The organism is Streptomyces sp. NPDC029044 (assembly GCF_040637495.1).
In the GTDB taxonomy this organism is placed as follows: Bacteria; Actinomycetota; Actinomycetes; order Streptomycetales; family Streptomycetaceae; genus Streptomyces.
Map to the genome: position 1 here is coordinate 240,300 of NZ_JBEZWN010000003.1, position 18,665 is coordinate 258,964.

An 18,665-nucleotide genomic window follows, 5' to 3' on the forward strand; every position below is an offset into this window, starting at 1 on the left:
CGTGTGCAGAACTTTCTGTTCTCCACAGATACGCCCAGTTGTCCACCGCCTCCACCCACAGGACCCGTGGACAAAATTCCCGCTCTGAGCTGGGCAAACGAGGTTATCCACGGTATCCACAGCCCCTACTACTACTCCCGACTAGAGAGAGCTGGGAATCCGTTTCGAAGGGGGCCCTGTGCACAACTCGCTCTTCGGTGCCCGGCTGCCCCTCGTCACGACTTGACCCCGAGAGGCACCTACTGTCAGTGCGGTGCGTCAGACTGGTCCCCGGTGTCCTCCCCCTCACAGGGACCGTCGACACCGAGACAGACGACGAGGGCCAGGCAGAGCGAGAAGCGCCGGCAACAGCAGGAGGCGGCAACAGTGAAGATCCGGGTGGAACGCGACGTACTCGCGGAGGCAGTGGCCTGGGCGGCACGCAGCCTCCCGGCCCGTCCGCCGGCGCCTGTCCTCGCCGGCCTGCTGCTGAAGGCCGAGGAAGGCCAGCTGAGCCTGTCCAGCTTCGACTACGAGGTCTCGGCGCGGGTGTCGGTGGAGGCCGAGGTCGACGAGGAGGGCACGGTCCTGGTCTCGGGCCGCCTCCTCGCGGACATCTGCCGCGCGCTCCCCAACCGGCCGGTGGAGATTTCCACAGACGGTGTACGGGCGACCGTGGTCTGCGGCTCGTCCCGGTTCACACTTCACACCCTGCCTGTGGAGGAGTACCCGGCCCTGCCGCAGATGCCGAACGCGACGGGCACGGTTCCCGGTGAGGTCTTCGCCTCCGCCGCCTCCCAGGTCGCCATCGCGGCCGGCCGTGACGACACGCTTCCGGTCCTCACGGGTGTCCGTATCGAGATCGAGGGCGACACCGTCACGCTGGCGTCCACCGACCGTTACCGCTTCGCGGTCCGCGAGTTCCTGTGGAAGCCGGAGAACCCGGAGGCCTCCGCGGTCGCCCTGGTGCCCGCCAAGACGCTCCTGGACACCGCCAAGGCCCTGACCAGCGGCGACCAGGTGATCCTGGCGCTGTCCGGCTCGGGCTCCGGCGAGGGCCTGATCGGCTTCGAGGGTGCCGGCCGCCGTACGACGACCCGCCTGCTGGAGGGCGACCTCCCGAAGTACCGCACGCTGTTCCCGACGGAGTTCAACAGCGTCGCCGTCATCGAGACCGCCCCGTTCGTGGAGGCCGTCAAGCGTGTGGCCCTGGTCGCCGAGCGCAACACCCCGGTGCGGCTGAGCTTCGAGCAGGGCGTACTCATCCTGGAGGCGGGCTCCAGCGACGACGCACAGGCTGTGGAAAGGGTGGACGCCCAGCTCGAAGGCGACGACATCTCGATCGCCTTCAACCCCACGTTCCTGCTGGACGGCCTGAGCGCCATCGACTCTCCGGTGGCCCAGCTGTCGTTCACGACGTCCACGAAGCCCGCGCTGCTCAGCGGCAAGCCCGCGCTTGACGCCGAGGCGGACGACGCCTACAAGTACCTGATCATGCCGGTGCGCCTCAGCGGCTGAGCCTGCCCGAGACGCCGGGGATCGTCGGTGGCTGTCCACAGGCTGAGGACAAAGCCGCAGGTGAGGGCGTACGACTGAGCGCGTATGCCCACAGATGTGCGCGAGCGTCCGGGTTTAGGCTCGGACGCGGGTACGAAAGTGCCCCGCGGTACGCACGTGCCGCCACGCCACGTCGCAGAACCTAAGGAAAACAACTGATGGAGCTCGGTCTCGTCGGCCTCGGCAAGATGGGCGGCAACATGCGCGAGCGGATCCGCCGCGCAGGTCACACCGTCCTCGGATACGACCGCAACCCGGACCTCGCCGATGTCCACAGCCTGGAAGAGCTGGTGGGCAAGCTCAGCGGGCCTCGCGTGATCTGGGTGATGGTCCCGGCCGGTGAGGCCACGCAGACCACGATCGACCAGCTCGCCGAGCTCCTGGAGCCCGGCGATGTCGTCGTGGACGGCGGCAACTCCCGCTGGACCGACGACGTGAAGCACGCCGAGGAGCTGGCGGCCAGGGGCATCGGCTTCGTCGACTGCGGCGTCTCCGGCGGCGTCTGGGGCCTGGAGAACGGCTACGCGCTGATGTACGGCGGCGACAAGGAGCACGTCGCCAAGGTGCAGCCGGTCTTCGACGCGCTCAAGCCGGAGGGCGACGCGGGCTCGGTGCACGCAGGCAAGGTCGGTGCGGGCCACTTCGCGAAGATGGTCCACAACGGCATCGAGTACGCGATGATGCAGGCCTACGCCGAGGGCTGGGAGCTCCTGGAGAAGGTCGACTCCGTGACCGATGTCCGGGAGGTCTTCCGTTCCTGGCAGGAGGGCACGGTCATCCGCTCCTGGCTGCTGGATCTCGCGGTCAACGCGCTCGACGAGGACGAGCACCTGGACGAGCTCCGGGGTTATGCACAGGACTCCGGCGAGGGACGCTGGACGGTGGAGGCGGCGATCGACAGCGCGGTGCCGCTGCCGGCGATCACCGCGTCGCTGTTCGCGCGGTTCGCCTCCCGCCAGGAGGACTCGCCCCAGATGAAGATGATCGCGGCGCTGCGGAACCAGTTCGGCGGCCACGCGGTCGAGAAGAAGTAACCGAGCACCGAGGGAGGTCGGCGAAACGACCATGCACGTCACGCATCTGTCGCTTGCCGACTTCCGTTCGTACCCCCGGGTCGAGGTCCCGCTCGACCCCGGGGTGACGGCCTTCGTCGGGCCGAACGGGCAGGGCAAGACCAATCTCGTCGAGGCCGTCGGCTATCTCGCCACTCTCGGCAGCCACCGGGTTTCCTCCGACGCCCCTCTGGTCCGCATGGGCGCCGAGCGCGCGATCATCCGGGCGCAGGTCCGGCAGGGCGAGCGGCAGCAGCTGGTGGAGCTGGAACTGAACCCGGGGCGTGCCAACCGGGCCCGTATCAACAGGTCCTCGCAGGTCAGGCCACGTGACGTGCTGGGGATCGTGCGGACCGTGCTGTTCGCGCCGGAGGATCTCGCGCTGGTCAAGGGCGACCCCGGTGAGCGGCGTCGTTTCCTCGACGAGCTGATCACCGCGCGTTCCCCGCGCATGGCCGGGGTCCGTTCCGACTACGACCGGGTCCTCAAGCAGCGCAACACGCTGCTGAAGTCGGCGGCGCTGGCCCGTCGGCACGGTGGGCGCGCCATGGACATGTCCACCCTCGATGTGTGGGACCAGCATCTGGCGCGCGCGGGGGCGGAGTTGCTCGCCCAGCGTCTGGATCTGATCGCCACGATCCAGCCGCTGGCCGACAAGGCGTACGAGCAACTCGCGCCCGGTGGCGGCCCGATCGCGCTGGAGTACAAGCCGTCCGCGCCGGGTGAGGCACACACCCGTGAGGACCTCTTCGAACAGTTGATGGCCGCGCTCGCTGAGGCCCGCAAGCAGGAGATCGAGCGCGGGGTGACCTTGATCGGCCCGCACCGCGACGACTTGGTGCTCAAGCTCGGCCAGCTCCCCGCGAAGGGCTACGCGTCCCACGGCGAGTCCTGGTCCTACGCGCTGGCGTTGCGTCTGGCGTCGTACGACCTGCTCCGGGCGGAGGGCAACGAGCCGGTTCTGGTGCTCGACGACGTCTTCGCCGAGCTGGACACCCGTCGTCGTGAGCGCCTCGCGGAACTGGTAGCGCCCGGCGAGCAGGTCCTGGTGACGGCGGCGGTCGACGACGACGTACCGCATATGCTGTCCGGGACGCGGTTCGCCGTGTCCGAAGGGACGGTGGAGCGGGTATGACGGAGAACACATCCGGCGACGCCCCTCAGCCCCCCAAGGCTCCCAAGGCTCCCGAGCCCTCCGGCGTCGATCTCGCGCGCGTGGCGTTGCGTGCCGCGAAGGACGCCGCACGCGCGCGTGGGGACGCGGCGCAGCAGAAGAGGCAGGCGCGCCGCGGGGGTCTGCGCTCCGGGGCGCGCGCCGACGGCCGCGATCCGATGGCGCTCGGTTCCGCGATCAACCGGTTGATCACCGAGCGCGGCTGGGAGGCGCCGGCCGCGGTGGGCGGTGTGATGGGCCGCTGGCCGCAGATCGTCGGTGAGGACGTGGCCAAGCACTGTGTGCCGGAGAGGTACGACGAGGACGAGCGGGTTCTGATCGTGCGCTGTGACTCGACGGCCTGGGCGACGAACCTCCGGTTGCTCGCGCCCACGCTGGTCGCGCGCCTCAACGAGGACCTGGGCCACGGCACGGTGCAGTTGATCAAGGTGCAGGGTCCCGGCGGCCCCGCGCGCCGCTACGGGCCGCTGCGCGCCCCCGGCAGCACCGGTCCGGGCGATACCTACGGCTGATCGGCACCGGTTTCCCACCTGTCGACAGCACGCGGCTGATCGGCACCGGTTTCCCACCCGTCGACAGTACGTGACCGACTTCACATCGAGGGCTTCCGTCCGCCGTTTGGGAGGGCCGGCGGCGCTTCCGTCGTGTGCCCGCACACGGTTGCGAATCGGGACCTGACTCCGAAGTAGCCAAGGGTTGACGGCCGGAAGCGCTGAGTGGCTCTGTGAGCCTCTTGGAGCCCCCATCCGTATATCGGGAGTAGGACGAGACCCGTCGAGGGCGGCACATGCGGACTCAGGTACCGGCAAACCCCCATCAGTGTCAGTGCTACCGGTAGACTGGAAGCAATCCCGCCCCACTCGCTGGGGACCGTCCGGGAAAAGCTGAGCAACGCTGATCAAGGCTTACCAACGCAACATGCCGCAGCCGCTCCGGCAACCCGCCGACGAGCCTGGCTCGTGCTGTGCCAGAAAGGGCGCTTCGTGGCCGATTCCGGCAACCCCAACGAGAACATCCCGTCCACCGACGAAGGCGTGAGCAGCGAGGCGATCACCTCCAACAGCGAGGTCACCGCCTCGTACGACGCCAGTGCCATCACCGTCCTCGAGGGTCTGGACGCGGTCCGCAAGCGACCCGGCATGTACATCGGCTCGACCGGTGAGCGCGGTCTGCACCACCTCGTGTACGAGGTCGTCGACAACTCCGTCGACGAGGCGCTGGCCGGGCACGCGGACACGATCCAGGTGACGATCCTGGCCGACGGCGGCGTCCGCGTCGTCGACAACGGCCGTGGCATCCCGGTGGGCATCGTGCCGTCCGAGGGCAAGCCGGCTGTCGAGGTCGTGCTGACCGTGCTGCACGCGGGCGGCAAGTTCGGCGGCGGCGGCTACGCGGTCTCCGGTGGTCTGCACGGCGTCGGTGTCTCGGTCGTGAACGCCCTGTCCAGCAAGGTCTCCGTCGAGGTGAGGACCGACGGCCACCGCTGGACGCAGGACTACAAGATGGGCGTCCCGACGGCCCCGCTCGCCCAGCACGAGGCCACGGACGAGACCGGCACGTCGGTCACCTTCTGGGCCGACGGCGACATCTTCGAGACCACCGACTACTCCTTCGAGACGCTCTCGCGGCGCTTCCAGGAGATGGCGTTCCTCAACAAGGGTTTGACGATCAAACTCACTGACGAGCGCGAGTCGGCGAAGGCCGTGACCGGTGCCGACGAGGCCGGTGCGGACGAGAAGGCCGAGGTCAAGACCGTCACGTACCACTACGAGGGCGGCATCGTCGACTTCGTGAAGTACCTCAACTCCCGAAAGGGCGAGGCGGTCCACCCGACCGTCATCGACCTGGAGGCCGAGGACAAGGACAGGCAGCTGTCCCTCGAGATCGCCATGCAGTGGAACGGCGGCTACACCGAGGGCGTGTACTCCTTCGCCAACATCATCCACACCCACGAGGGCGGTACGCACGAAGAGGGCTTCCGGGCCGCGCTGACCTCGCTGATCAACAAGTACGCGCGCGACAAGAGGCTGCTGCGCGAGAAGGACGACAACCTCACGGGCGACGACATCCGCGAGGGTCTGACGGCGATCATCTCGGTCAAGCTGAGCGAGCCGCAGTTCGAGGGCCAGACCAAGACCAAGCTGGGCAACACCGAGGCCAAGACGTTCGTCCAGAAGGTCGTCTACGAGCACCTCGCGGACTGGCTGGACCGGAACCCCAACGAGGCCGCGGACATCATCCGCAAGGGCATCCAGGCGGCCACCGCGCGCGTGGCGGCCCGCAAGGCCCGCGACCTGACCCGCCGCAAGGGCCTGCTGGAGACCGCGTCCCTGCCGGGCAAGCTCTCCGACTGCCAGTCGAACGATCCCACCAAGTGCGAGATCTTCATCGTCGAGGGTGATTCCGCCGGCGGCTCGGCCAAGTCCGGCCGCAACCCGCAGTACCAGGCGATCCTCCCGATCCGCGGCAAGATCCTGAACGTCGAGAAGGCGCGGATCGACAAGATCCTCCAGAACCAGGAGATCCAGGCGCTGATCTCGGCCTTCGGCACCGGAGTCCACGAGGACTTCGACATCGAGAAGCTCCGCTATCACAAGATCATCCTGATGGCGGACGCCGACGTCGACGGCCAGCACATCAACACCCTGCTGCTGACCTTCCTGTTCCGCTTCATGCGGCCCCTGGTCGAGGCCGGCCACGTGTACCTCTCCCGCCCGCCGCTCTACAAGATCAAGTGGGGCAAGGACGACTTCGAGTACGCCTACTCCGACCGCGAGCGCGACGCCCTGATCGAGATGGGCCGCAACGCCGGCAAGCGCATCAAGGACGACTCGGTGCAGCGCTTCAAGGGTCTCGGCGAGATGAACGCCGAGGAACTGCGCGTCACGACCATGGACCAGGAGCACCGCGTCCTCGGCCAGGTCACCCTCGACGACGCCGCCCAGGCCGACGACCTGTTCTCGGTCCTCATGGGCGAGGACGTCGAGGCACGCCGCGCGTTCATCCAGCGCAACGCCAAGGACGTCCGCTTCCTCGACATCTGAGTCGGTCTCAGCTGACCGCACAGGGAAGGATCTTCACCAGCAATGACCGACGAGAACACTCCCGTGACGACGCCCGAGGGTGACGCCCTGGCCATGCGCGTCGAGCCCGTCGGGCTCGAGACGGAGATGCAGCGCTCGTACCTCGACTACGCGATGTCCGTCATCGTCTCGCGTGCGCTGCCGGACGTCCGCGACGGCCTCAAGCCCGTCCACCGCCGTGTGCTGTACGCCATGTACGACGGCGGCTACCGCCCGGAGCGCGGCTTCTACAAGTGCGCCCGCGTCGTCGGCGACGTCATGGGCAACTACCACCCGCACGGCGACTCCTCCATCTACGACGCGCTGGTCCGCCTCGCGCAGCCGTGGTCGATGCGGATGCCGCTCGTCGACTCCAACGGCAACTTCGGCTCCCCGGGCAACGACCCGGCCGCGGCCATGCGGTACACCGAGTGCAAGATGGCGCCGCTGTCGATGGAGATGGTCCGTGACATCGACGAGGAGACCGTCGACTTCACGGACAACTACGACGGCCGCTCCCAGGAGCCGACCGTCCTGCCGGCCCGCTTCCCGAACCTGCTGATCAACGGCTCGGCCGGTATCGCGGTCGGTATGGCGACCAACATCCCGCCGCACAACCTGCGCGAGGTCGCCGCCGGCGCCCAGTGGTACCTGGAGAACCCCGAGGCCTCACACGAGGAGCTGCTGGACGCGCTCATCGAGCGCATCAAGGGCCCGGACTTCCCGACCGGCGCGCTGGTCGTCGGCCGGCGGGGGATCGAGGAGGCGTACCGCACCGGCCGCGGCTCCATCACCATGCGTGCGGTCGTCGAGGTCGAGGAGATCCAGAACCGCCAGTGCCTGGTGGTCACGGAGCTGCCGTACCAGGTCAACCCGGACAACCTCGCCCAGAAGATCGCCGACCTGGTGAAGGACGGCAAGATCGGCGGCATCGCCGACGTCCGGGACGAGACCTCCTCGCGGACCGGGCAGCGCCTGGTCATCGTGCTGAAGCGGGACGCGGTCGCCAAGGTCGTGCTGAACAACCTGTACAAGCACACCGACCTGCAGACCAACTTCGGCGCCAACATGCTGGCGCTGGTGGACGGCGTGCCGCGCACGCTCTCGCTCGACGCGTTCATCCGGCACTGGGTGACGCACCAGATCGAGGTCATCGTCCGCCGTACGCGCTTCAGGCTGCGCAAGGCCGAGGAGCGGGCGCACATCCTGCGCGGTCTGCTGAAGGCCCTGGACGCCATCGACGAGGTCATCGCGCTGATCCGGCGCAGCGACACCGTCGAGATCGCCCGCGGCGGCCTGATGAGCCTGCTGGAGATCGACGAGATCCAGGCCAACGCCATCCTCGAGATGCAGCTGCGCCGACTGGCCGCCCTGGAGCGCCAGAAGATCGTCCAGGAACACGACGAGCTCCAGGCGAAGATCAACGAGTACAACGAGATCCTCGCCTCCCCGGTCCGCCAGCGCGGCATCGTCAGTGAGGAACTGGCCGCGCTCGTCGAGAAGTTCGGAGACGACCGCAAGACGACGCTGATCCCCTACGAGGGCGACATGTCCATCGAGGACCTGATCGCCGAGGAGGACATCGTCGTCACGGTCACCCGGGGCGGCTACATCAAGCGCACCAAGACCGACGACTACCGCGCCCAGAAGCGCGGCGGCAAGGGCGTGCGCGGCACGAAGCTCAAGGAAGACGACATCGTCGACCACTTCTTCGTGTCCACCACGCACCACTGGCTGCTGTTCTTCACCAACAAGGGCCGGGTCTACCGCGTCAAGGGCTACGAGCTGCCGGACGCCGGCCGGGACGCGCGCGGTCAGCACGTCGCGAACCTGCTCGCCTTCCAGCCGGACGAGGCGATCGCCGAGATCCTGGCGATCCGCGACTACGAGGCGGTTCCCTACCTCGTGCTCGCCACCAAGGCCGGACTTGTGAAGAAGACGCCTCTGAAGGATTACGATTCGCCCCGTTCCGGCGGTGTGATCGCGATCAACCTCCGGTCGATGGAGGACGGTTCGGACGACGAACTGATCGGAGCCGAACTGGTCTCGGCGGACGACGATCTGCTTCTGATCAGCAAGAAGGCGCAGTCGATCAGGTTCACCGCTTCGGACGACACCCTGCGGCCCATGGGCCGTGCCACCTCGGGTGTCAAGGGCATGAGCTTCCGCGAGGGTGACGAGCTGCTCTCGATGAATGTTGTTCGACCCGGTACGTTCGTGTTCACTGCCACAGACGGCGGGTACGCGAAGCGGACCGCCGTCGACGAGTACCGCGTCCAGGGTCGCGGCGGCCTCGGCATCAAGGCCGCCAAGATCGTCGAGGACCGCGGATCCCTCGTCGGCGCGCTGGTGGTCGAGGAGACCGACGAGATCCTCGCCATCACGCTGTCGGGCGGTGTGATTCGTACGCGAGTCAACGAGATCAGGGAAACCGGCCGTGACACCATGGGCGTCCAACTGATCAATCTGGGCAAGCGCGATGCCGTCGTGGGCATCGCTCGCAACGCCGAGGCGGGACGTGAGGCGGAGGAGGTCGACGGCGACGTGGTCGTCGACGAGACCGCCGAGGGTGCCGCGAGCGGCACGGACGAGGGTGAGGCGCCCTCGGCCGAGTAGGCACGAGGAGTGAGTCAGCGTGAGCGGAGCCACGGGCGCCGGACCGGCCGGAACCTCAAGGGGTACGGAAGCGGACGACGGCGGCCGTGGCTCCGCCGCGCGTGCGGCGGACCCGCACACGACCAACCTGAAGGCGATCAAGTCCCCGACCAAGGACACGCCCTCGCCTGACTCGCATGAATCACAGGGGGGAACTGTGACGGACACCCGAGGTCCGAAAACGAAGCAGCCCAAGGCCGGCCCTGGCTCGTCCGCTTCCGGCGCGCAGCCGCAGCCGGCCGCGCAGGAGCCGGGCGCGGCCTCGCCCCTGCCGGGGGAGCGGCAGGCGCAGCAGCAGGCCGGGCCGTATCACCCGCCGCAGGCCTACCCGGCACAGCAGGCGGCAGCGGCCGGAGCGGGAGCGGGCGCCGCGACGGGTGCCGTACGGCGCCCCCGCACGGGGACGAGCACCACGCCTCGGGTCCGCAAGGCGCGGCTGCGGGTGGCGAAGGCCGACCCGTGGTCGGTGATGAAGGTCAGCTTCCTGCTCTCCATCGCCCTGGGCATCTGCACGATCGTCGCGTCCGCCGTGCTGTGGATGGTCATGGACGCGATGGGCGTCTTCTCGACGGTCGGCGGCACGATCTCCGAGGCCACCGGCTCGAACGAGTCCAACGGCTTCGACCTGCAGGCCTTCCTGTCGCTGCCCAACGTCCTGATGTTCACGTCGGTCATCGCGGTCATCGACGTCGTCCTGGCGACGGCCCTGGCGACCCTCGGCGCGTTCATCTACAACCTGTCCGCGGGCTTCGTGGGCGGTGTCGAGCTGACCCTCGCCGAGGACGAGTGACGCCACCTTCGCCGCTGCCCTGACGAGGTCCCGACAACCGATTTTGGGACTGCCCGTGTCGTGCGCTAATCTTCAGGAGTCAGCGCGCGGGACACACCCCCGCAGAGCGCGGCGGGGCTATAGCTCAGTTGGTTAGAGCGCATCCCTGATAAGGATGAGGCCACAGGTTCAAATCCTGTTAGCCCCACCAGCATGAAACCCCCAACCATTCATGGTTGGGGGTTTTCGTCATTCAGGGAGGGCTGCGTGACGGTGAGAGCAGTCGCCCGAGCGACCGGCGCGCATCTGCGGCGGTGGCTGGGCCGGGGCAGGTGGGGATGGTTGGTGTTCATCACCGCTCAGTTCTATGTGGGGCGGCATGCCTGGCCGAAGGCCCTGGACGGGGACCCGGGCAGGCTGGGCGCCCTCGTCTTCTCGACCCTCCTGGTGGGCTGGGCCGTCTGGTACCGGGTCCGCTGGGCCCGGCGGACACGTCAGGCCGGCTCTGCCGGTCAGGAGACCGCGGACGGGCCGGGACATGCGTAAGCCCGGCCGCTCTGCCGAGCTGCCGGGCTTTGTACGCAGGATCGCCGGATGTTGATCCAGGGGTTCAGCGCTGGAGGGGCGTGAGATGGTCCGCTTCCGCGTCGGATTCCTCGTCGGTGCAGTCGGTGGCGGGGGAGACCGTCGTGTCCGCGGGTGAGCGGTGCCGGCAGCGTGGGGTCTTGCCGTGCGCCTCGGCGCGGATGCGCTGCTTCATCGTGGGGGGCAGGGCCCTGGGTGAGGACCAGGGGAACGTCGCGGGTGCCGCCGTCCGCTGCTGCGGGATGCTCGCGCCGTTGCTGTTGCTCTTCTGCTCGGTCTGCGGTACGGCCGCGGCGGCGGTCGTGGTGATGAGTCCGAGCGCGGTGCACAGCGCGAGGAAGGCGGTGACGATGGCGGTCCACAGCTTCATGACCTTGTTCCGGGCCATGGCCCCTCACTTTCGGGTCGGGCGATTTGCGTACTTTCCTCATGATGTGTATGGGGGGCGAGAAGTGGTGGACCTCCGCCCGTGGCGCGTCGATGTTCCGATGAACACCACTCGGATGGACGCAAAGGGGTAGAAAAGATGAGGAGAGCGGCGAAGGGAGGTCAAAGTAACCGTCCGTCGGGGTGTGATCACCCTCCGATCGGAGCGGTGAACTCCGCTTCTATCCCGGTGGCCGGGAAGGGAGTTGAGGGCCGACTCAGGTCACCGATCGGTATCGGTCGGTGTGTATAGTCGGGCGCCAGAGGTCCCCTACGTCAACGAAAGACGAGGTCGCGCGGTGAAGAAGCTTCTCCTGGTCGCACTGGCCGCCATCGGCGGGCTCCTCGTGTACCGCCAGATCCAGGCGGATCGCGCCGAGCAGGACCTGTGGACGGAGGCGACTGACTCCGTGCCCACGGGTTCGTGAGTCACGACAACCCATACCGAGCACACCCCGGCCGCCTCGCGGTCGGGGTTTTGTGTGCCGAGAGCCGGTCGCGAACCCCGCCGGCGCGGCAGGATGGGCCACGGCTTCACAGCTCTGGGGTCCGGTAACGGTGAGGGGTGGCGCGTGAGAGGACGGTGCCGTACGGCGAGGGGACGGCGCGCGGGGTCGTGGCGTCACCGTCCGGGGATGACGGCCGTGCGCCTGGGAGCCCTGGCCGTGGCCCTCGGCGCGACAGCGGCCACGGCACCGGCCGCCGCTGCCGCACCCGCCGCCCCAACGCCCAGCCCGTTCGCCTTCGCCGACGGCGCTCAGAGCATCGAGGGAGCGAGAAGCACAGGCAACGCCGCCCTCCTGAAGCCCGGCGCCACCTACAAGAGCTCCCTGCCGAGCAGCGGCAAGGTCAACTACCGCCTCGACCTCGACGCCGAGACCAGCGCCTACGTCTCCGCCACCGCCGTCCCCTCCCCCGGCAGCACCGTCTCCGTCATCGACGGCGTCGAAGTCACCGTCCAGGACGCCGAAGGCAACACCTGCTCCGTCGACAGAACGAGCTTCGGGGCCGCCCGAAGCCCCCACCCCACCGCGGCATGGGGCATGCGCGAGATCTCGCCCGGCAAAACGCTGTGCCAGAAAGCCGGCGCCTACTACGTGACCGTCGAGCGCGTCGACCCCGACGGCGAAGGCTCCTCACCGGACGCCTGGGACCTGGAACTCGTCGCCATGACGGAACCGCGGACAGCGAAGACCGGGCCGACCAGCGCGCCCGGCGCATGGAACTCCGCCACCCCCCAGCCGCTCCAGGGAGACGCCGAGCGCCGCAAGGGCGGCCCCGGATTCACCCGGGCGACACCGATCGACCAGGGAGTCTGGCAGGACGACATCCGCCCCGGCCAGACCCTCTTCTACGCGGTGCCGGTCGACTGGGGACAGCAGATCTCCGTCACCGCGGAACTCGGCAGCACCGACTCCGGCAGCACCGGCTACACCCCCGGCGCCCTGGACCTGACCCTCTACAACCCCGCTCGCGGAGACGTCGCCGACATCGGCGTGGGCTACAACGGCGGCCAGAACTCCGCAAGCCTGCCTCCCCTGCCACCGGTCGACCACGCCAACCGCTACGCCGCCACCGCACAGGTGAGCACACTGCGCTTCGCCGGCTCCTACTACCTCGTCGCCCACCTCGCGGAGAGCGTCGCCGACACCTACGGGGACGGGCCGTTCCCGATGACGCTGCGCGTCCGGGTGAGCGGACAGCCGCAGAGCGGTCCCGAGTACACCGGAGAGTCCGAGCCGACGGGCGTCTTCGAGGTCTCGGACCAGGACCGGGAAGCAGCCGCGGAGGGCGTCACCGCAGGCGACGACACCGCCATGAGAGCGCTCGCCGTGGGCGGCATCGGCACCGGGAGCGCACTGCTGGTCGGACTCGGCGTGTGGACCGTGCTCGCCCGGCGCGGAACCGCAGCGTAGGGCGGGCGCAGGCCCCGCAACGGCCTCAGATCCGCGCCAGTGCCCAGAAGCCCACGGCGTAACAGGCCAGCGCGAGCAGCAGCACCGGGATCGCCACCCTCGCCGGAGGTCCGGGGCGGGAAGGCCGCCGGGCCCGGTGCCGTGACGGCGTCAGGCCGCTCGGCGGGGACTGCGGGGAGCGAGCGGTGTACGAGGCTGTCGAGGCTTCCGCACGATACTGCTCCGCAAGGGGCAGGGGAGGACCTGAGTGCACCGGCGGCAGCGGCTGTGCGGGCGACAGCCGGTACGTGGAGTCGTACGGGGAGACGGACGGCTGCTGGTGCGGTGCCGCCGCCTGCTGCCCAGGAGCGGGGGAGGAGGTGACGGTGGCCTGCGGAGGCGGCAGATGGAAGCTGCCGGTGTCCGACATGGAGGGCGGCTGGGCCGAGCCGTCTGACAGGTCAGCGGCACGCCGAGGGTCGCTGGGCGTCTCCCGCCCGGGGCGCCGCTCGGTCTCGGCCGACTGCCCGCCGGACACCGACAGCACACCCTCGCCGTCTCCCTGCCGCGACCGCTCCTCACCCCTCCCCGCGGAGTCGGACCGCTCCTCGCCCCTCCCCGCGAAGTCGGACCGCTCCCCTCCAGGGCCCAGGCCCTTCTCCCGCTCCAGAGGCCCTTCGGCGGCGAACCCCCTCGGCAGCGGGCCGAGTTGGTCGAAGATCTCGATCAGCTCGTCGTCCGGCCCCGGCTCCGGGAGGAGCTCCGCGGCAGCCGCCAGCGCCTTGCGCGCCCCCGTAGCCGTACGGAACCGCGCCTCCGGATCCGGCTGGAGCAGCATGGCCACCACCTGCCACACCGGCTCCGGAATGCCCTGAGGCGCACCGGGCGTCCCGTGCTCGACGAAGTACTGGATCAGCGCCTTGCTGTCCGGCTTGGCGCCCTCCAGCAAGTACAACGCGACCAGCCCCACGGCGAACAGATCGGCGGTGAAGTCCGGTTCGGCGCCCATCATCTGCTCCGGCGCGAGATAACCCGGCGTCCCCACCACGAGGTTGGTCTCCGTCAGCCGCGGCTCACCCAGCCGCATCGCGATACCGAAGTCCGACAGCCGCAGCCGCGGCCGGCCCGTGCCAGTGGCCTCCAGCAGCACGTTCGCCGGTTTCACGTCACGATGCACCACGTCCTCCGCGTGCACCGCGGCCAGACCCGCCAACAACTGGTCGAGCAGAGTGCACACGAAAGTCGGCGGCAAGGGACCGTAGTCCCCGACGAGGTGGACGAGTGAGCCGCCCGCGACCAGGTCCATCGTGAACAGGACCTTGTCGTCATCGGCGGCCCAGCTGGTGGGGGCGAGCACATGAGGATGGTCGATCCGCAGCGCCTGCTCCCTCACGAAGCGCAGCAGCGAGTGCGCGTCGCTCTGGAGCAGAACCTTCGCGGCCACATAGCGACGCCGGCGATGATCCCAGGCGCGCCACACGGCGCCGACCCCTCCGCGCCCGATCGGATCGACCAGTTCGTACCGGCCGGCGAAGACCTCACCCATGGCTGTACGTCGCTCCTCCCCCTGCGGCTTCCCCCCTTGCTTCCCCCCGGCGAGCGCTACGACTCCCCGACGGACGAAACAGCTCCCCCGAGCCCCCGGCCTCGACAATCCCCCGAGCCCCCGGGACTCGACAATCCCCCGAGCCCCCGGCCCCGACACTCCCCCGATGAGCGAACATCCCCCTCGCGTCGAACGGTCCCCCGTACGGAACACGCCCCCACGTGCCCGTCCGTACCGTGACGCATCCCCCGTCACCTCACCTGCCGCCCGCAGCCGGACCCCCTCCGGCGACCGGGCAGCGGATCAGTTCTGGTGGGACTGGTAGTGCGAGACCGCGTCCGAAGTGCGGCCGGCGCCGTAGACCCGGAGGAACTCTGCCAGCTCCGGATGGGTCGGGGCGAGAGTATCGGCGGCATCGATGATGTCGCCCGCCGCCGCCACCGACCGCAGCAGCGACTGGATCTCCCGCACCACGCGCTTGACCGTGGGCGCCCCCGAACTGCTCGTCGTCTGCGTGGTGTTGCTGAGCACCGACCCCCCTTGTGACTTCTTGATCTCCTCCATGCGCTCGGTGGCCTCGGCCGCGCTCACACTGCCGTCCGCGACCTGCCCCGCCAGGTCCTGGAGCAACTGCACCCGCTGCACCACAGCCGGATTGCCGATCTTCGCCCGCTGACCACTCATCAGCTGCGACAGCATCGGCGCCGACAGTCCCAGAACCCCCGCGAGACGAGCCTGGTTGAGACCAAGATCGTCGATAAGCCTACGGAAGAGCGCCCCCAGCGGCTCCCCATACCAGTTCCGCTGCAGTTCCCGCGCTCTTGCGGTCGCTTCCTGCTGTGCGGCGTCCATTGCGTCTCCCCATCGCTTCCCCATGTACGGCGGTTCGCGGTAGCGAACCACGCCGAGCATCTTACGGAGAGTGGTCGTCGACGGGGACCCCCAATCTTTTTGCAGAACCACGGGGGTGACCCGGTACTCTGGTCTCCGACGCCCACCGGGACGCAGTTTCTCCGGCCGGACGTCCCCGCACGGGGCCTTAGCTCAGTTGGTAGAGCGCTGTCTTTGCATGGCAGATGTCAGGGGTTCGACTCCCCTAGGCTCCACTCGCAAAACGCCCTCCGAACTGCGAAAACGCAGCCTCGGAGGGCATTTTTACGCAGCCGGGCGCCTGCCGGCGGCGAGTGTTTCACGTGAAACAGCACGGCGGGGCGGGAGACCCTCAAGTCTCCCGCCCCGCCGTGCTGTTGAATCCGGTGCGCCCTCAGGACCGATCGTCGCGCCGAGCGGCCTCGTCCTCGGCCTGCTTGGCCTCGACCTCCGGGTCCAGAACCGCCGGACCCGTGCCGTCCACGGATGACAGGCGCCCCGACTCCGGGACCTCCGTCGCAGCCGGCGGCTCCACCAGCCAGTCAGGATTGGCCTGCTTGTCCCACCACTTCCACGCAGCGAAAGCCCCGCCCGCAAGAGCGCCCAGCAGCAGCAGCGACTTCACAGCCTTGCCGGCCTTGGCCCGCCGCTCATGCTTGCGGACCAACTTCTGGATCTCCTTGGACGAGACCTGACCGCGCAGCGCGGCCATGGCGGCCACACTCCGGGCCGCAGCCTCGGTCGTGACAGGCACAGCCGCAGCCATCGCCTGCTCGATCCTCGGCCTGGAGTACTCCGCCGCCTGACGGGCAGCCTTACGCGTGCGCTCGGCGGCTTCCTGGGCGGCCTGGTCGACCTTCGGCGGCACATGCGTGCGGGCCTGCTCCAGATACGGCTGCACATGGGCGCCGTACTGGACACGCGCCTGCCCTGCGGCCTGCGTCACCTTGGGCGCTAGCCGTACGCGTGCCTCGTGTGCGTAGTGCGCGGCCCTGTCCTTGGCCGTGTCGGCGTAGGGCGCCACCACTTCCGCGGCGTGCAGCACGCTGTCCTTCGCCGAACCAGTCGCGGCGCGCACGCTGTCGATGCGGGTCACGGGTTCCTCCTCCTCGGTGGCGTACGGTATTTCGACTTTCCACCCTTTTACGGATCATGCCTCCCGACACACGACCAGGCATGCGCGGAAGAGCATCCGGGTCACGAGAGTCGGCATCCAACGCCGATCACGTGCGATAGCGGACGAATAGGGGGCAACAGGAGCTTGTCGTCGACAATGCCACGGATCGCCGCCCAGCGCCCCCGCCCCGGGCCTACTCGACTGGATTTCCGCGACACCCGCCGAGGGTTTCCCCCCGCCGCACCGAGGCCGGACGACGCGGAGGCCCGTCCGTGCGAGGATCAGGGAGTCACAGAAAGACAACGGAAGGCAGATCGTGGCTGAGCAGCTCTACGCCACCCTGAAGACCAATCACGGCGACATCGAAGTCCGGCTCCTGCCGAACCACGCGCCCAAGACGGTCAAGAACTTCGTCGAGCTCGCCCAGGGCGAGCGGGAGTGGACCCACCCCGAGACGGGCCAGAAGTCCACGGACAAGCTCTACGACGGCACGGTCTTCCACCGGGTGATCAGTGGCTTCATGATCCAGGGCGGTGACCCGCTGGGCAACGGCACCGGCGGTCCCGGCTACCAGTTCGAGGACGAGTTCCACCCGGACCTGCGCTTCGACAAGCCCTACCTGCTGGCCATGGCCAACGCCGGCCCGGGCACCAACGGCTCCCAGTTCTTCATCACCGTCTCCCCGACGGCATGGCTGAACCGCAAGCACACCATCTTCGGCGAGGTCACCGACGCCGCCAGCCAGAAGGTCGTGGACACCATCGCCACGACCCAGACGAACCCGCGCACCGACCGCCCGCTGAACGACGTGGTCATCGAGTCGGTCGTCATCGAAACCCGCTGAGCGCGAAGGCTTCCACCGGGAACCGCGCGAAGGCTCCCGCAGGGAACCAATCGCCCCGCTCATCCGTAAGGATGAGCGGGGCGGGCTTTTCTCACACAACCTAGGGGAGACCATGGACGACCAGGCTGCGGGCAGCCCGCAGGACGCCCACAGCGTCCCCATGTGCTACCGCCACCCGGACCGCGAGACAGGCATCCGCTGCACCCGCTGCGAGCGCCCCATCTGCCCCGACTGCATGGTCAACGCCTCCGTCGGCTTCCACTGCCCCGAGTGCGTCCGAACCGGCTCCGGCACAGGCCACTCACCCACGGCCGCCATCCCCCGCACCATCGCCGGCGGCTCCATCGCCGCCGACCCCCGGCTGCTGACCAAGATCCTCATCGGGATCAACCTGGCCGTCTTCATCGCCGTCCAGGTCCACGAGTCGCTCCTCAACGACATCGTCCTTCTCGGCGCCTGGCCGCCCGCACCCTTCACGCCCACACAAGGCGTGGCCGGAGGCGAGTGGTACCGCATGGTGACCTCGATGTTCACCCACCAGGAAATCTGGCACATCGCGTTCAACATGCTCAGCCTGTGGTGGCTCGGAGGCCCCCTCGAAGCGGCACTGGGCCGCGCCCGCTACCTAGCGCTCTACTTCATCTCCGGACTCGCCGGCAGCGCGCTGGCCTACCTGCTGGCGTCCCCCAACACGGCGACCCTCGGTGCATCCGGCGCGATCTTCGGTCTCTTCGGCGCGACGGCCGTCCTGATGCGCCGGCTCAACTACGACATGCGGCCGATCATCGCGCTGCTGGCGATCAACCTGATCTTCACCTTCAGCCCCGGGTTCAACATCTCCTGGCAGGCCCACATCGGCGGCCTCGTCGCCGGAGTCGTCGTCGGATACGCCATGGTCCACGCCCCGCGCGAGCGCCGGGCACTGGTCCAGTACGGCACCTGCGCCCTGGTCCTGGGAGTGGTCGTGCTCATGACCGTACTGAGGACGGCGCAGCTCACCTGAGCAGGCGTTGTCCACAGCGGGTGTCGGATCTTGTGCACACGGTGCGGGAACACATGTGCCCCCTGGCGCTGACTTGCGTCTCCGCAGGTCAGGCAGGGGGCGAACAAGTTTTCGAGTGCCGGTACTTCCGT

At 68.7% G+C, this 18,665-nt stretch carries 16 protein-coding genes and 2 tRNA genes; 14 read left to right on the top strand and 4 right to left on the bottom strand.

Features of this window, described 5'->3' with window-relative positions; translation table 11 throughout:
- Window positions 1-366: 366 nt before the first annotated feature.
- From dnaN to AB0E85_RS04605, 9 genes are all read left to right on the top strand, one after another.
- The gene (gene dnaN / locus AB0E85_RS04565; RefSeq protein ID WP_033309904.1) at window positions 367-1,497 is read left to right on the top strand and encodes a DNA polymerase III subunit beta; all 1,131 of its coding nucleotides are present in this window, start codon (window positions 367-369) and stop codon (window positions 1,495-1,497) included.
- Between the two features lie 197 nt (window positions 1,498-1,694).
- Complete coding sequence (gnd, locus tag AB0E85_RS04570; protein WP_361922289.1) at window positions 1,695-2,570, top strand: phosphogluconate dehydrogenase (NAD(+)-dependent, decarboxylating); 876 nt, start codon at window positions 1,695-1,697, stop codon at window positions 2,568-2,570.
- Between the two features lie 31 nt (window positions 2,571-2,601).
- Window positions 2,602-3,723 carry a DNA replication/repair protein RecF gene (recF, locus tag AB0E85_RS04575; protein ID WP_361922291.1) on the top strand — a complete coding sequence of 374 codons (1,122 nt, stop codon included), beginning with the start codon at window positions 2,602-2,604 and terminating at the stop codon, window positions 3,721-3,723.
- Window positions 3,720-4,274, top strand: a complete 555-nt coding sequence (locus AB0E85_RS04580; RefSeq protein ID WP_361922293.1) for a DciA family protein — start codon at window positions 3,720-3,722, stop codon at window positions 4,272-4,274. Before recF ends, AB0E85_RS04580 begins: the two co-directional genes overlap by 4 nt.
- Window positions 4,275-4,745: 471 nt before the next feature.
- Window positions 4,746-6,806, top strand: a complete 2,061-nt coding sequence (gene gyrB, locus AB0E85_RS04585) for a DNA topoisomerase (ATP-hydrolyzing) subunit B (RefSeq protein ID WP_359632966.1) — start codon at window positions 4,746-4,748, stop codon at window positions 6,804-6,806.
- A gap of 42 nt (window positions 6,807-6,848) precedes the next feature.
- Window positions 6,849-9,440 (top strand): DNA gyrase subunit A, encoded by a 2,592-nt coding sequence (gyrA, locus tag AB0E85_RS04590; protein ID WP_361922295.1) that lies wholly within the window; start codon window positions 6,849-6,851, stop codon window positions 9,438-9,440.
- Between the two features lie 19 nt (window positions 9,441-9,459).
- On the top strand, window positions 9,460-10,269 hold the full coding sequence (locus AB0E85_RS04595; protein WP_361922297.1) for a DUF3566 domain-containing protein: 810 nt from the start codon (window positions 9,460-9,462) through the stop codon (window positions 10,267-10,269).
- A gap of 113 nt (window positions 10,270-10,382) precedes the next feature.
- Window positions 10,383-10,459 (top strand) — tRNA-Ile (locus AB0E85_RS04600).
- A 56-nt stretch (window positions 10,460-10,515) separates the two neighbouring features.
- Window positions 10,516-10,794, top strand: coding sequence for a hypothetical protein (locus AB0E85_RS04605; RefSeq protein WP_361922299.1), 279 nt, complete (start codon window positions 10,516-10,518; stop codon window positions 10,792-10,794).
- A 64-nt stretch (window positions 10,795-10,858) separates the two neighbouring features.
- On the opposite strand, the gene AB0E85_RS04610 is transcribed toward AB0E85_RS04605, so the two are convergent.
- Complete coding sequence (locus AB0E85_RS04610; protein WP_361922301.1) at window positions 10,859-11,221, bottom strand: DUF6344 domain-containing protein; 363 nt, start codon at window positions 11,219-11,221, stop codon at window positions 10,859-10,861.
- 337 nt (window positions 11,222-11,558) lie between these two features.
- Here AB0E85_RS04610 and AB0E85_RS04615 point away from each other — a divergent pair, with 337 nt between their 5' ends.
- Together AB0E85_RS04615 and AB0E85_RS04620 are read left to right on the top strand one after the other, a co-directional pair.
- On the top strand, window positions 11,559-11,687 hold the full coding sequence (locus AB0E85_RS04615) for a DLW-39 family protein (protein ID WP_003999697.1): 129 nt from the start codon (window positions 11,559-11,561) through the stop codon (window positions 11,685-11,687).
- Between the two features lie 207 nt (window positions 11,688-11,894).
- Window positions 11,895-13,175, top strand: coding sequence for a hypothetical protein (locus tag AB0E85_RS04620; protein ID WP_361922302.1), 1,281 nt, complete (start codon window positions 11,895-11,897; stop codon window positions 13,173-13,175).
- Window positions 13,176-13,200: 25 nt separating this feature from the next.
- On the opposite strand, the gene AB0E85_RS04625 is transcribed toward AB0E85_RS04620, so the two are convergent.
- Both AB0E85_RS04625 and AB0E85_RS04630 read right to left on the bottom strand, forming a co-directional pair.
- Window positions 13,201-14,700 (bottom strand): protein kinase, encoded by a 1,500-nt coding sequence (locus AB0E85_RS04625; RefSeq protein ID WP_361922304.1) that lies wholly within the window; start codon window positions 14,698-14,700, stop codon window positions 13,201-13,203.
- Window positions 14,701-15,003: 303 nt separating this feature from the next.
- A complete protein-coding gene (locus AB0E85_RS04630; RefSeq protein WP_033309914.1) occupies window positions 15,004-15,552 on the bottom strand; it encodes a DNA-binding protein in 549 nt (182 codons plus the stop codon).
- 181 nt (window positions 15,553-15,733) lie between these two features.
- Here AB0E85_RS04630 and AB0E85_RS04635 point away from each other — a divergent pair.
- Window positions 15,734-15,806 (top strand) — tRNA-Ala (locus tag AB0E85_RS04635).
- Between the two features lie 158 nt (window positions 15,807-15,964).
- Here AB0E85_RS04635 and AB0E85_RS04640 read toward each other — a convergent pair.
- Entirely contained in the window at window positions 15,965-16,666 is a 702-nt protein-coding gene (locus AB0E85_RS04640) for a DUF5324 family protein (protein WP_361922306.1), read from the bottom strand.
- Between the two features lie 337 nt (window positions 16,667-17,003).
- Here AB0E85_RS04640 and AB0E85_RS04645 point away from each other — a divergent pair, with 337 nt between their 5' ends.
- Together AB0E85_RS04645 and AB0E85_RS04650 are read left to right on the top strand one after the other, a co-directional pair.
- A complete protein-coding gene (locus tag AB0E85_RS04645; protein ID WP_033309915.1) occupies window positions 17,004-17,531 on the top strand; it encodes a peptidylprolyl isomerase in 528 nt (175 codons plus the stop codon).
- Between the two features lie 112 nt (window positions 17,532-17,643).
- Window positions 17,644-18,534: a rhomboid family intramembrane serine protease gene (locus tag AB0E85_RS04650; protein ID WP_361922308.1), complete on the top strand. Its 891-nt coding sequence runs from the start codon at window positions 17,644-17,646 to the stop codon at window positions 18,532-18,534.
- Window positions 18,535-18,665 lie beyond the last annotated feature (131 nt).